Genomic DNA, 12,930 nt, shown 5'->3' with positions numbered 1-12,930 from the left:
AGCAGGAGGCTACGAGACTCAGGCGAGCTCAGCCACTTGCGCTTTTACAGCTTCCAACGCTTCGTCGATCTTAGAAGCGTCTGTGCCGCCGCCCTGAGCGAAGTCTGGCTTGCCGCCGCCACCGCCGCCAAGAACCTTGGAAGCAGTGCGAACCAAGTCACCAGCCTTAGCACCAAGGCCACGAGCAGCCTCGTTAGTTGCAACTGCAACCATTGGCTTATCGTCCTCGTTTACGCCGCTCAAAACTACTACTGCAGGAAGGTCCTCACCTAGGCGAGAGCGAACGTCAAGAACAGTCTTACGAAGAGTTTCAAACGATCCGAAGTTTCCAACGTTCTTAACAGCCAACTTAACGCTTCCGGCACTAGCTTTAGCGGACTCAATCAAAGCTGGAACAGAATCTGCAAGCTGAGACTCGTAAACGGCTGCAAGCTTACGATCAGAATCCTTCATCTTGCTAAGCAAAGATTCCAAACGTTCAGCCAACTCATCTGGGCGAGCATTAACCATGTCTGCAAGTTGAGCCACCAAAGTGTGCTCGCGAGCGCCATACTCGTATGCTGCCTCGCCGCAAAGAGCGTCAATACGGCGAACGCCAGAGCCAATAGAAGACTCGGAAAGAATAGTTACCATACCAATCTTTCCGGTGCTCTTAGCGTGAGTACCGCCGCAAAGCTCGCGGCTCCAACCGTCGCCGATTTCAACCACTCGCACAACGTCACCATACTTTTCGCCGAACAAGTGCATTGCTCCAAGCTTAAAAGCGTCGTCGATTGGCATTTCCTTAGGAACAACCTGCAAATCGTCGCGAATACGCTCGTTTACGCGAGCTTCCACGCGGGAAAGCGCATCCTTTTCAACAGCCTTTGGCCACTGGAAGTCGAAGCGCAAACGATCTGGATCAACCACAGAACCGCGCTGAGTTGCCTGAGGACCAAGCTCTTCTCGCAAAGCCTTGTGAAGAGTGTGGGTAGCAGTGTGAGAACGTGCCAAAGCAGCCCTGCGAACCTGGTCAATATTCGTGTTTACAGGAGCGCCAACGCTAAGCGTTCCTTCAGTCAAACGGCAGCTGTGAACAATCAAATCCTTGATTGGACGCTGAACGTCGTCAACTTCCAAAATTGCGCCGTCGTCGGAAATAATCTCGCCCTGATCAGCAATCTGGCCGCCGCGCTCAGCATAGAATGGCGTGCGGTCGAGAATAATCTCAACGTTTGCAGGAGCAGTAACGCTTTTAACAGAGCCCTTGCCTGCTTCAACAATTGCCAAAACGTTAGAACGGCTTGAGAAGTCTGTGTAACCGAGGAAGTCGATTGGCTTTTCAAGAGCCTTCTTAATATCGTCGTAAACGCTAACGTCCACATTGTGACGCTTCTTCAAAGCGTCAGCGCGAGCGCGACCTTTCTGCTCGCTCATAAGCTCGCGGAACTTAGCCTCGTCAACCTTAACGCCCTGCTCGGCTGCCATCTCAAGAGTAAGCTCAATTGGGAAGCCGTAAGTATCGTGCAAAGTAAACGCGTCTGAGCCGCCAACCATAGGGTCGTCCTTTTTCTCTTTCTTAGCTTTTTCAACAGCCAAGTCGAGAATAGTTGTGCCCTTTTCAAGAGTGCGACGGAAAGCATCTTCCTCACCGTAGGCAGCTTCGCTAACCTCGTGGAAAGTATCATTAAGCTCCGGATAGCTTGGTTCCATTGCAGACTTAGAAACTGGGAACAAGGTTGGCAAAACTGGATCCTGCACGCCAAGCATACGCATTGCGCGAACAGTTCTACGAAGAAGACGACGAAGCACGTAGCCGCGGCCAACATTACTTGGGCGCACGCCGTCGCTCATAATCATCAAAGCGGAACGCACATGATCTGCTACAACGCGGAAACGCACGTCAGCATCGTTATTATCGCCGTACTTTACGCCACTAAGCTTTTCTGCAGCTTCAATAACTGGGTAAACTTCGTCAGTTTCGTAAATATTTTCCTTACCTTGCATAAGGTAAGCCAAGCGCTCCAAACCAGCGCCGGTATCAATATTCTTCTGATCGAGCTCGCCAGCAATATGCAAATCAGTCTTAGACTTGACGTTATCTACCTGGTAGTTTTCAAAAACCAAATCCCAAATCTCAATAAAACGAGATTCGTCGGCAGCAGGACCGCCGTCACGACCATACTTAGGACCGCGATCAACGTAAATTTCGGAGCATGGGCCGCCAGGACCAGGGCCACCGGTAGTCCAGAAGTTATCTTCCATGCCGAAAACTTGCATGTGTTCTGGATCAAAGCCCTCGTTCTTCCAAATTGCGCGAGCCTCGTCATCGTCCGTGTAAGTGGTTACCCAAAGCTTTTCTGGGTCAAAACCGTAGCCGCCCTTGTCTTGCGGAGTAGTTAAAAGCTCCCAAGCGTAGTGGATTGCTTCTTCCTTAAAATAATCACCGAAGGAGAAGTTACCAACCATTTGGAAGAAGGTTCCGTGACGAGTAGTCTTACCAACTTCGTCAATATCAAGAGTGCGCACGCACTTTTGGTTCGAAGCCATACGTCGAGAAGGAGGCGTCTGCTCACCAAGCAAATAAGGAATAAACGGCACCATGCCGGCAATAGTAAAAAGCGTCGTTGGGTTCGGCGAAATTAGGGATGCCGAAGGAACGACCATATGACCATTTTTAGCAAAATAGTCAAGATAACGCTTTGCAATTTCTGCTGTGCGCATACGTACGAACTCCTTGTGTAATTTTTAGCAAGATCTTGTCATGCAAACATTCAATATAGTACTTCAACACTTAACTTAAACAAACTTTTTCGACTAGCATTTTAGTAAAAACGCAAGTCTAACTAGCAAAAGATTAGTTAAAAATCCTCATGACGACTGTGAGCATAACGAGAATTAAGCTCGTCCTCATGCTTTTTACGACTTTCATTAAAATCTTTAAACAATCCCAATATTGTGCTTAAAGTAATATTTTCCGGCTCTTTACTAAACACAAATTTGCGAGCAGAATCAGGCATTTTTGCTTTTAAGTAGGCACGCGCTTTTGTTACAGCAAGCACACCAATTACAATGCCAACACACATCCAAAATAGGCGCTTGAACATTACTCCCCCTTGCTTGCAATATCGGAAGATTCTTTTGCAGCGTGACGGCCAGTAGAATGCGAGTCGGTTGGAACAGTAGGCTTATTAAAGAAAGAAGCAACCGTATCTTTTAGCGCGTAGCCGGCAGCCGCAACCTTAACAAGAGGCTTTCCAAGGAAAGCACCATACAAATCAGTAAGAGCACCAATATTCGTAACAGTTGTGCGCGTAGCTCCTGAAACAGCGTTTACATCGTCAAGAGTCTTATTAACTTGCTTAATCGTCGTAACAGACTCATCAATTGCAGGCATCGCATGCTCACCCGACTCTTTGACAGTTTTCGCAATCTGATCGAACAACTTGCCCAATCTAATTAGCGGATAAATCAAAAAACCCGAAAGCACAGTAAACGCAATCGCGGCAATAAGAGCAGCTATGTCTCCAACGCTCATCGTAACCTCTTTCTGTACCATTTTTGCTTAAGACTTCACCGCGCTGAAAGCTAATACAACAGCAAATCAGACTACAGTTAAAACCATTCGCAATGACTTAAGACTAACGAACGGTAACGACGCATACGTTAAGAAAGCTGTAGCAAAAAGCTACTCGTTGTAGCCTTGAATAGTAATAGCGTTATCAATAGGTTTAGTAGTGTCAAAATCGAGCCTAGTTACGCTTCCGTTTGCCGGGCGCTCGCTTAAATCGTAACCTGCAGGCGCAAAACGGTACATAAGACTTAAAAGCGTATTTCCGTGCGAAATCTGCAACACGTTATCGCCATCTTTAAGCGAAGAATTTGAGGAGATAAGCTTAAAACCGTCTTCTACGCGAGTCCAATACTCAATATCTGACTCGGCATCGTGGAAAGGATCAGCCTCTTTAAGCATGTCACGAGTGGCCGCAAGCCCAAACTTTTCAACGATTTCGTTGTAGGTGTGCGCTCCGTTAGGCGCTCCTGCAGCCCACCAAGCCATTTGCATATCTTGGCCTTCAAAATAGCCATAGCATTGCTCACGAAAATGCATATCGCTTACAAGCTTTGGACGCGAGTTACCGGCAGCCTCGTTTGCGTCGAGAATACGCTGAGCCGTGATTTGCGCACGCGTAGTATCCGAGCAGTAGGCTGCAGCAAAAGTAATATTTTGCAGCTTTTTTGCAGCCTTGTCCGCATCCTTCAAACCTTTTTCGGTAAGCGGAGAATTAGACCAACCTTGCAGACGATTGTAACGATTAAATAGCGTCTGACCGTGACGCACTAAATAAAGATGCAGCAACATAGCTCCATTATTGCACTATGCGGTACATAAGCGTCAAAAGTTGCGCGACAACAAATGCCCGTGTATATTCCCGGCAAATGTTTCCAAAACCAGCCAAAACGACAACAAACGCCGTAGAAAAAACACGGCAAATGTGGTCAACCAAAGCCAAAACGAAAACAAATGCCAGGAAAAATATACGGCAAATGTTTCCAAAACCAACCAAAACAACAACAAACGCCGGAGAAAAACACGGCAAATGTTCCATAAAACGCATTGACCCCTGCCACGCGAATGCGCAACAGGGGTCAAGCGGTATGTCCTTAAGAATTAAATCGGCGAATTAACGAGCGTAGTATTCGACGACGTACTGAATGTTGACTTCAACTGGAATCTGATCGACTTCCGGCTTACGAGTCAAAGTAGCCTTCAAAGAGGCAAGATTCACATCGAGATAACCAGGAACTGCTGGCAAAACGTCGCGATGAACGCCTTCTGCAGCCATCTGGAATGGAACCATGGTCTGGCTCTTGGCACGAACCTGAATGGTCTGGCCTGGCTTGACACGGTAAGATGGGCGATCAACAAGATTGCCATCAACCAAAATATGACGATGTACAACAAACTGACGAGCCTGGGCAGTGGTGCGAGCAAAGCCTGCGCGCAAAACCAAAGCATCAAGACGAGTTTCCAAATCGGTGAGCATTGCGTCACCGGTCTGGCCTGCAGTGTGCGTACCCTTCTCGTAAGCAGCACGAAGCTGCTTTTCGGAGATGCCGTACTGAGCGCGAAGACGCTGCTTCTCGCGAAGACGTACTGCGTAATCGGACTCGGTGCGACGACGAGTGCGGCCGTGCTCACCTGGAGCATATGGGCGCTTCTCGAAGATACGCTGAGCCTTTGGGGTCAAAGCGATGCCGAGGGCGCGAGAAAGACGCACCTGACGGCGAGAACGCTGAATATTAGTCATAACTAATCCTTTAATTCTGTCGTTATCTGAACGGAACGTGAGCCAAACTTTTAAGCATTAGTTAAAATACTTAAAAATTACTCACGCTGAGCCGGCCTCTCCAGTGCTTCTTCGTGCTAACACACGAACGCGTAAGTATTAAAACGCTGAAATAACGCCATAACTACCGCGCGCCGACCCACTGATGGGCTAAGGCTCCAGATGATGCTTACACAAAATAGGCATCGTTTCTAATTCTACACACCCGTAAGAATAAATTAGCGAAGGGAGCCAGCATCCATTGTGTAAGTGCAATCCGCGCTTCGAGCAGCTTCAGAATCGTGCGTTACCATAAGAACCGCAGCACCACGATTTGCAGCCTCGCGCAACATTTCCACCACTATTAGAGTATGCTCTGGATCTAAATCTCCAGTAGGCTCGTCCAAAAGCAACAGCTTCGGATTGTTTATTAGCGCGCGCACAATCATCACTCTGCGCATCTCGCCGCCGGAAAGCTCCTTTGGGTAGCACCACAGCAAATCTTCAATATGCAGGCGTTTGCAAAAATCAAGAGCGCGATTTGAGTAGTAATCTTGAACGTCTTCACTACTTTTTACTTCGCCACTTTTTACCTCGCTACTTTTAGCAATCTGCACAGGCAAAAGAATATTGTCATACACAGTAAGATTTGGCAAAAGCGTTTGCGATTGCGTAACAAAACCTATATTTTGCGCGCGCAATCTAGATACTTCCCCATCGCTAAACTCAGGCGCGGAAATCTTATTGCCTAAAACAGTTACGCTTCCGTAAGTTGGCTTAAGTAATCCGGCAATCAAATTTAATAAAGTAGATTTTCCATTGCCAGATTTTCCAACAATTGCAACAAAATCGCCACTATTTAGCGAAAAACTTACGTTATTTACTGCAGAAAATCTGTGCTTTCGTCGCATAAACTCTCTAGTTACGCGATTAAGATTCAGCACAGAAACAGGCGATTTTTCGCTATTTAATACCGTTTTTTCGCACATCTAATCACTCCCCTGCTCGAAGAGTCAAATATGTTTCACGCATTGCAATACGCCACGTTGTAAGCGCCGAAGCCGCAACAACCGCAAGCAGCGAAAGAACTACGCTCACAGCCATCAAAGCTATTACAGGAAGTGCCGTAACTTCCAAATACGGAAGCTGCAATTGGGAAGAAATAAGCGAACTATAAGGGAAGATTATAAGACTCGCAGACGCAACTCCAATAACTCCCCCCGCAAAACCAAGTATTGCAGATTCGCGAGTAGCCACACCCAAAAGCATTTTTCGCGTAAACCCAAGTATGCGAAGAGAAGCAAACTCTTTTTTGCGCTCATTTAGCGAAGTTGCAAAAACAACAATCAGCACAAGCAATCCAACAATCCAACATGCGGAAATTATAAAAGTAAGCGAACGCGTAAAAACGCCAAGATTAGCCTGAGTTGTTGCGGTAATTCCTCCCGGGAAAACTATGCCAATGCTAGAAAGCCCAGTTGTTTTTTTAATATTTTGCGCAACTTGTTTGGCACTATAACCTTTGCGTACCTTCACTAAAACTGCAGAAATTGCTTTTTTTGCGTACTCTTTTGGAATGGCAGTATGATGCACTTTTGTAGAATACTCAACTACTTGCGGCACGCTTTCGCGGCGCACAAACACTGAATTATCAATGCTTGTGCCAGTTTTTGCAAGCTGAGCTACAACCGGCCATTGGTGACCAAAAAGCCGAACCGTATTCTTGTAGGAAACTAGTACGTTTGCTCCAGCAATCATTTCGCCTTTATGCAAAGTCTTTTTATGCTGCGAATAAATCCAAGGGCCTATAACAAAATCGGAATCCGGATCAAAACCAATAATCTGCAGCTTTTCCGCGCAGCATCCTGCAGAAAGTGAGGAAATGTAAGTTTGAGCGCTCGCCTTTTGAACGCCGGGCGAACGTCTAACTAAATCCTCAATATTATTGGTGAAGTAAAAAGTACTTGATCCGCCATTAGTAAGTAGCGCTTCGGCTTTAGTATGCGTGCCGTTTGGAATAACCATAATGTCGGCTCCCATACGGGCGCGCATACTGTTTAAGCCTTGCGCAAGATTCATAAAAATAAGCGAGCCGCCGAAAAATATGGCAGATAAGCACGCTGCAGCTACCAGCAATGCGGCAGTTCTAAGCGGCTTTCGTTTAAGATTTTCCAGCGGCAAACGCTTTAGCGTAATAGTGCGCATAATTTTTGCTTTATTAAGCTGTTCTACAAGCTATGCTATTAGCTATTAGTCTTCTTTGCTATCCAAATACACGGAAATAGCTGCGAACACCAATGCGAGCACAGAAAGAACAATCAGCGTTGGGCGCGTAACAGATGCGCAATGCATCATTGGGCTCTTGCAAACGCCAATAAGGAATGTTGGAACCGCAATCATAAGCAAAGAATTCACGATTACAGCAATGCTCAAACCGATGCGAACATTTTCTTTAACAAAAAGCGCAACAATTCCGAGAACTGCAATAACTATGCCAATTCCAAGAGCAGCGCGACCAGTGTAGTAGCATGCCATATGCATTCCGCCTTCAGTTTGGCAAACTTTTGCGAAAGTTAGCGGAGCAATAGCAATCAATATGCCCAAAATAATAGATGGAATTGATGCGAATAATTTGTTTTTCATAATTGATACCTCATAAATGTATATTATTTATTTTTTGTGTTGCATTTTCCTTAATACAACACGCTTCTCGGCGCCCACACCTTCAAGCGCCACGTCCCTGCTAAAAAATATCTTACCTTGAACCGCATAAAACGAAATTTTACAATTTTTCGATTGGAGCGACTCGAAGCATTAAGCGCTTTACGCCGTCAGAACCAAAATCAACTGTAATAATTGAGTTTCTGCCCTTATCTTGAGTTGCAAGAACAGTTCCTAAACCGTAAGTGTCGTGCGTAATTTTGTCTCCAACTTGGAAATCTTGAATATTGAGATTGTTGTCTTTGTCTACTACTGAGGAAGATGAGCCAAGTTTTGTCTCCCTTGTTGACGACGCGGATTTTGCGGTGATTTTGCGCGTTTTTACAGAGCTTGACTTAGACCAATTCGATTTAGAATAAGACGAACCGTAGGATTTAGAACCGTAAGAAGAGCCGGATCCGTAGGAAGAGCCGTAAGACTTTCCAGAACCGTAGGAAGATCCGTAAGATTTGCCGGAGCCGTAAGATTTAGATCCATACGATTTGCTTGATCCGTACGACCTAGATCCGTAAGATTTAGATCCGTAAGAGCTTCCGCCGTAAGTTGTTTTTTCGCCAAAAGCATCGCTGTAATCGTCATCCCAGCCGCCAAAATCACTGTCGAAATCACCATCGAAATCACTGCCAAAACTGCCTCCGCGCGCACGCGAGCCACCCCAACGAGTAACATCAGCCTCTTTGCGCTTCCAATCAATCAAATCATCTGGAATCTCATCCAAAAACTGGCTCGGAAGCATATCTTGAGCCTGACCCCACTGCGCACGAACAGCAGCACGCGTCACATACAAACGCTGCTTAGCACGCGTAATTCCAACATAAGCAAGTCGGCGCTCCTCGCAAAGCTCGCCATCGTCTTCCAAAGCGCGCGCATGCGGAAAAGTACCCTGCTCCATGCCTGTTAAGAACACAACCGGATACTCCAAGCCCTTAGCTGTGTGAAGCGTCATCAAGGTAACTTTGCCAGTGTCCTCATTTTCGTCCGGCAACTGATCCGAATCCGCCACAAGAGCCGTCGTTTCAAGGAAACCAGCCACGCTGGCATCCGGCGTATTCTGCTCATACTCGGCCGCAACCGACTGCAATTGCGACAAATTATCCACGCGCGAAGCATCCTGCGGATCTTCCGAACGCTGCAAATCTTCCAGCAAACCGCTGTCTTTTAAAATGCTGTCAATAACTTTTGAAGGCTTCGAATCGTTATCTTGCATGCACGTCATCAAATTGTGCATAAGATCTCGAAACTCTTTAAGCTTTGCTTCAGTGCGAGTTGGCATGCCTTCGATTGACTCCAAATGCTCCAAAGCTTGCCAGAAGCTCACTCCCTGAGTTTGCGCATACAAGGTAAGTAAAGATTCTGCGCGAGGCCCCAGTCCGCGCTTTGGAACGTTCAAAATTCGGCGCATATTCACGTCGTCGTCCGGATTTGCCATGGACTGCAAATACGCGAGCGCATCCTTTACTTCGCGGCGCTCATAAAACTTTGTGCCGCCAACCAGCTGATACGGCAAGCCCGCCTTAACAAGCGCATCTTCCAGCGAACGCGACTGCGCATTTGCGCGGTACATAATTGCAATATCCGAGTAGGAAACGCCTTCCTCGCCAGCTAATCGCGCTATTTCCCCAGCAATCCAAGCCGCTTCCTGCTGAGCGCTGTCTGCAGCGTAGCCGCAAATTGGAGCACCCTGGCCTAAAGCCGTCCACAATTTTTTAGGCTTACGGCCCTGATTATGCGAAATAACAGCGTTTGCAGCGTCCAAAATAGTTTGCGTAGAGCGATAGTTTTGCTCAAGCATAATAGTCGTTGCGTTCGGGAAATCTTTTTCAAAGTCTTGAATATTGCGAATATCTGCGCCGCGGAAAGCGTAAATTGACTGGTCGGAGTCGCCGACGACGGTGATTGATGCAGGAGGATCAACGGATTGTGATTGCTGCTGCAACTGCTGCGACTGATGTACCGCATTTGCGTTACTTTGCTTTACATCCACTCCCGCAAGCTCTCGAACAAGCTCATACTGCGCGTGATTAGTATCCTGATACTCGTCAACCAAAATATAGCGGAACTTGTGACGGTAGTATTTAGCAACTTCCGGAGCTTCTCGCATAAGCTGCACGGTTCGCATAATCAAATCGTCAAAATCAACAGCATTAGCCTGAGCCAAACGATGCTGATATTCCGCATAAATCGAAGCATACACGGCCTCAGCATTCCCAGCGTGCGCAATCTGCTGACCCAAAACGCCCGGCTTGTAATCGTTGGCATACATGTCTAGCTGCTCTCGCCAACCAATCAAACTATTCTTGCAATCCGAAATCTTCGCCAAAATATTTCGCGGAGTAAAGCGCTTAATATCAACGTTAAGCTCGGTTGCAATCATTTTTACTAAACGCTCACAATCGGCAGTATCGTAAATAGAAAATCCCTGTTTTAAGCCAATACTTTGACCCGACCTGCGAAGTATTTTCACACATGCGGAATGGAAAGTCGAAACCCACATTGTATTTGCTTCGCTTCCAATAAGACTGCTTAAACGTTCGCGCATTTCGGCTGCGGCTTTGTTGGTAAAAGTGATTGCTAAAATTTGGCTTGGCCACGCGCCTTTTTGGCTTAAAATCCAGGCGATTCTGCGCGTAAGAACTCGTGTTTTGCCACTACCCGCGCCTGCTCCAATAAGAAGAGCCGGGCCGTCGTACTGCACGGCTTTAGATTGCTGCGGATTTAAGCCTTCGAGTAAAGATTTTTTAATTACGCACATATTTAATCAGGTTTACCACATACTGCAGTCGTTTTTGCGCGATTTGTGTCACACGTTTGGGTATGCTTGAGCGTACTGCAATTTAATAAGCAAGTGCAATCTGCAAATGTAATCGGCAATGCAATCTGCTGTAATTGCAATGTACTTGCAATATAAGTTACGCAAGAAGGGGAACATCGTGCAAGAACTGGAAGAACGCATCCTAAAAGACGGTATTGTAAAACCTGGAAACGTTTTGAAAGTAGACGCTTTTTTGAACCATCAGTGCGATGTTGAGCTGTTTGACCACATGGGAGCCGCGTGGGCTGAGCATTTTCGCGATGCTGGCATTAATAAGATTCTTACGATTGAAGCTTCCGGCATTGGTATTGCTTGCGTTGCTGCACGTCACTTTGGAAATATTCCCGTGGTTTTTGCCAAGAAAGCACAGTCGATTAACCTCGATGGCGACCAATACGTTTCCACCGTATTTTCCTTTACAAAGCAGCGCGAGTTTCCGGTAATTGTGTCTCGCAAGTATTTAAGTGCGGAAGATCGCGTGCTTATTTTGGATGATTTTTTGGCTAACGGCAAGGCATTGCAAGGTTTGATTGATATTTGCGACCACGCTGGAGCTACGGTTGCAGGAATTGGCATTGCGATTGAAAAGGGATTCCAAGGCGGCGGCGACGCGCTTAGAGAAGCCGGATACGACTTGGATTCGCTGGCGATTGTTGATGCGATGGATGCTGTTGACGGCTCGATTTCGTTCCGTAAGTAACGGCGAGTGATCGGATTGGATGCGCAACTCACTGAAGTAAGTCTAATTGTGAAAAAACCGAGAAGAATTTTTTGAGACTCTCGATTTTGCTCAAGAATACGATAAAGTAGTCCGGTTGGTATGTTGCAATACAGATGCAACAAACAATTGATTAGGTGGCTAAACATATGACTGAAGTGGTGATTGCGAGCGCTGTACGCACGCCTATTGGCAAATTCGGCGGCAGCTTATCTTCGCTTTCCTCAGTTGATTTAGGAACGATTGCCGCAAAAGCCGCAATCGAACGCGCAGGTCTTAATGCTCACGACGTAGATCAGGCCATTTTTGGCAACGTTTTGCAAGCAGGCAGCGGTCAGAACGTAGCTCGCCAAATCGCATTGCGCGCAGGACTCGACACTTCCAGCTGCGCAATGACTATTAACGAAGTGTGCGGATCCGGCTTAAAAGCAGTGCGATTAGCACAATCTGCAATCGCAATGGGAGACGCGCAAGTCGTTGTTGCAGGCGGCACCGAAAGTATGAGCAACGTGCCATTTTATGCAACTAACTCGCGATTTAGCGGACACAAATACGGAAACTTTTCGCTTATTGACGGCCTGCAGCGCGACGGCTTAAATGACGCTTTTACAGGCGACGCAATGGGCGTTACTGCAGAAAACGTGGCCGCAAAATTTGGTATTACTCGCGAAGCACAAGATATTTTTGCGCTTAAATCTCACCAAAAAGCTGTTGCCGCTATTAAACGAGGCGATTTTGACTCTGAGATTGTGCCAGTAACTCTTGCAGACGGAACTGTTGTAACACGCGACGAACATCCTCGCGAAGATACGTCTTTAGAGCAGTTGTCGAAATTGCGCACGCTGTTTAAGGCGTCGGACGAAAATTCAGGCGCGGAGCGCGAAGTTAGCGAGCGCGAATCTACCGTAACTGCCGGAAACGCAAGCGGAATCAACGACGGAGCCGCAGCCCTCGTACTTATGAGCAAAGATTACGCGCAAGCGCACGGAATTGAATATCTTGCGCAAATTGTGGGATTTGCAGAAGGCGGAATCGACCCAGATTTAATGGGATACGCTCCAAAACACGTGATGGAACGCATGCTACGCGCAACCGGAAGCAGCGTTGAAAGCATTGATTTGTTTGAGATTAATGAGGCTTTTGCTGCTCAGAGCATTGCAGTTTCGGAGCAACTTCATATTGACGAGTCGAAGCTAAATGTGAGGGGCGGCGCGATTGCGCTCGGTCATCCGCTGGGTGCTAGCGGAGCGAGAATTTTGACAACGCTTATGTACGCTTTGCGAGACAGCAATAAGAAAAACGGAGTGGCTGCTCTTTGCGTTGGCGGCGGAATTGGCGTTGCGATGCAGATTAGAATGCGAAGCAATTAA

General features: G+C 46.9%; 11 protein-coding genes. 2 read left to right on the top strand and 9 right to left on the bottom strand.

All coding sequences use genetic code 11. The features are described from left to right. Nucleotides 1–18 precede the first annotated feature (18 nt). The 9 genes from alaS to ACLD5M_RS03200 form a co-directional block, all read right to left on the bottom strand. Complete coding sequence (gene alaS, locus ACLD5M_RS03240) at nucleotides 19–2,703, bottom strand: alanine--tRNA ligase (RefSeq protein WP_410314599.1); 2,685 nt, start codon at nucleotides 2,701–2,703, stop codon at nucleotides 19–21. Between the two features lie 137 nt (nucleotides 2,704–2,840). After that, a complete protein-coding gene (locus tag ACLD5M_RS03235) occupies nucleotides 2,841–3,086 on the bottom strand; it encodes a hypothetical protein (RefSeq protein WP_004128853.1) in 246 nt (81 codons plus the stop codon). Then, nucleotides 3,086–3,517, bottom strand: a complete 432-nt coding sequence (locus ACLD5M_RS03230; protein WP_004136975.1) for a DUF948 domain-containing protein — start codon at nucleotides 3,515–3,517, stop codon at nucleotides 3,086–3,088. The genes ACLD5M_RS03235 and ACLD5M_RS03230 overlap by 1 nt, the downstream gene beginning before the upstream one ends. A 150-nt stretch (nucleotides 3,518–3,667) precedes the next feature. Continuing rightward, nucleotides 3,668–4,342, bottom strand: a complete 675-nt coding sequence (locus ACLD5M_RS03225; RefSeq protein ID WP_410314598.1) for a histidine phosphatase family protein — start codon at nucleotides 4,340–4,342, stop codon at nucleotides 3,668–3,670. A 322-nt stretch (nucleotides 4,343–4,664) separates the two neighbouring features. After that, nucleotides 4,665–5,291 carry a 30S ribosomal protein S4 gene (gene rpsD, locus ACLD5M_RS03220; RefSeq protein WP_004105277.1) on the bottom strand — a complete coding sequence of 209 codons (627 nt, stop codon included), beginning with the start codon at nucleotides 5,289–5,291 and terminating at the stop codon, nucleotides 4,665–4,667. A 257-nt stretch (nucleotides 5,292–5,548) separates the two neighbouring features. Then, entirely contained in the window at nucleotides 5,549–6,298 is a 750-nt protein-coding gene (locus ACLD5M_RS03215; RefSeq protein WP_410314597.1) for an ABC transporter ATP-binding protein, read from the bottom strand. Nucleotides 6,299–6,302: 4 nt separating this feature from the next. Then, the gene (locus tag ACLD5M_RS03210) at nucleotides 6,303–7,514 is read right to left on the bottom strand and encodes an ABC transporter permease (protein WP_410314596.1); all 1,212 of its coding nucleotides are present in this window, start codon (nucleotides 7,512–7,514) and stop codon (nucleotides 6,303–6,305) included. Between the two features lie 45 nt (nucleotides 7,515–7,559). After that, nucleotides 7,560–7,952: a DUF4418 family protein gene (locus ACLD5M_RS03205; protein WP_004134437.1), complete on the bottom strand. Its 393-nt coding sequence runs from the start codon at nucleotides 7,950–7,952 to the stop codon at nucleotides 7,560–7,562. Between the two features lie 139 nt (nucleotides 7,953–8,091). Next, entirely contained in the window at nucleotides 8,092–10,782 is a 2,691-nt protein-coding gene (locus ACLD5M_RS03200) for an ATP-dependent helicase (RefSeq protein ID WP_410314595.1), read from the bottom strand. Nucleotides 10,783–10,960: 178 nt separating this feature from the next. Between ACLD5M_RS03200 and ACLD5M_RS03195 the strand changes: the two genes are divergently transcribed. Both ACLD5M_RS03195 and ACLD5M_RS03190 read left to right on the top strand, forming a co-directional pair. Next, a complete protein-coding gene (locus tag ACLD5M_RS03195; RefSeq protein WP_004134434.1) occupies nucleotides 10,961–11,542 on the top strand; it encodes a xanthine phosphoribosyltransferase in 582 nt (193 codons plus the stop codon). A 167-nt stretch (nucleotides 11,543–11,709) separates the two neighbouring features. Then, complete coding sequence (locus ACLD5M_RS03190) at nucleotides 11,710–12,930, top strand: thiolase family protein (protein ID WP_410314594.1); 1,221 nt, start codon at nucleotides 11,710–11,712, stop codon at nucleotides 12,928–12,930.

It is taken from the genome of Gardnerella sp. Marseille-Q9185 (assembly GCF_046508745.1).
GTDB lineage: Bacteria > Actinomycetota > Actinomycetes > Actinomycetales > Bifidobacteriaceae > Bifidobacterium > Bifidobacterium greenwoodii.
Note: the sequence above shows the minus strand (reverse complement) of the source record. Positions and strands in the feature narration are given on the sequence as shown.

Excerpts from the sequence above, each read along its gene's own strand:
- ACLD5M_RS03235 (WP_004128853.1), bottom strand. The coding sequence starts at position 3,086 with ATGTTCAAGCGCCTATTTTGGATGTGTGTTGGCATTGTAATTGGTGTG.
- ACLD5M_RS03215 (WP_410314597.1), bottom strand. The coding sequence starts at position 6,298 with ATGTGCGAAAAAACGGTATTAAATAGCGAAAAATCGCCTGTTTCTGTG.
- ACLD5M_RS03230 (WP_004136975.1), bottom strand. The coding sequence starts at position 3,517 with ATGAGCGTTGGAGACATAGCTGCTCTTATTGCCGCGATTGCGTTTACT.
- rpsD (WP_004105277.1), bottom strand. The coding sequence starts at position 5,291 with ATGACTAATATTCAGCGTTCTCGCCGTCAGGTGCGTCTTTCTCGCGCC.
- alaS (WP_410314599.1), bottom strand. The coding sequence starts at position 2,703 with ATGCGCACAGCAGAAATTGCAAAGCGTTATCTTGACTATTTTGCTAAA.
- ACLD5M_RS03190 (WP_410314594.1), top strand. The coding sequence starts at position 11,710 with ATGACTGAAGTGGTGATTGCGAGCGCTGTACGCACGCCTATTGGCAAA.
- ACLD5M_RS03225 (WP_410314598.1), bottom strand. The coding sequence starts at position 4,342 with ATGTTGCTGCATCTTTATTTAGTGCGTCACGGTCAGACGCTATTTAAT.
- ACLD5M_RS03210 (WP_410314596.1), bottom strand. The coding sequence starts at position 7,514 with ATGCGCACTATTACGCTAAAGCGTTTGCCGCTGGAAAATCTTAAACGA.
- ACLD5M_RS03200 (WP_410314595.1), bottom strand. The coding sequence starts at position 10,782 with ATGTGCGTAATTAAAAAATCTTTACTCGAAGGCTTAAATCCGCAGCAA.
- ACLD5M_RS03205 (WP_004134437.1), bottom strand. The coding sequence starts at position 7,952 with ATGAAAAACAAATTATTCGCATCAATTCCATCTATTATTTTGGGCATA.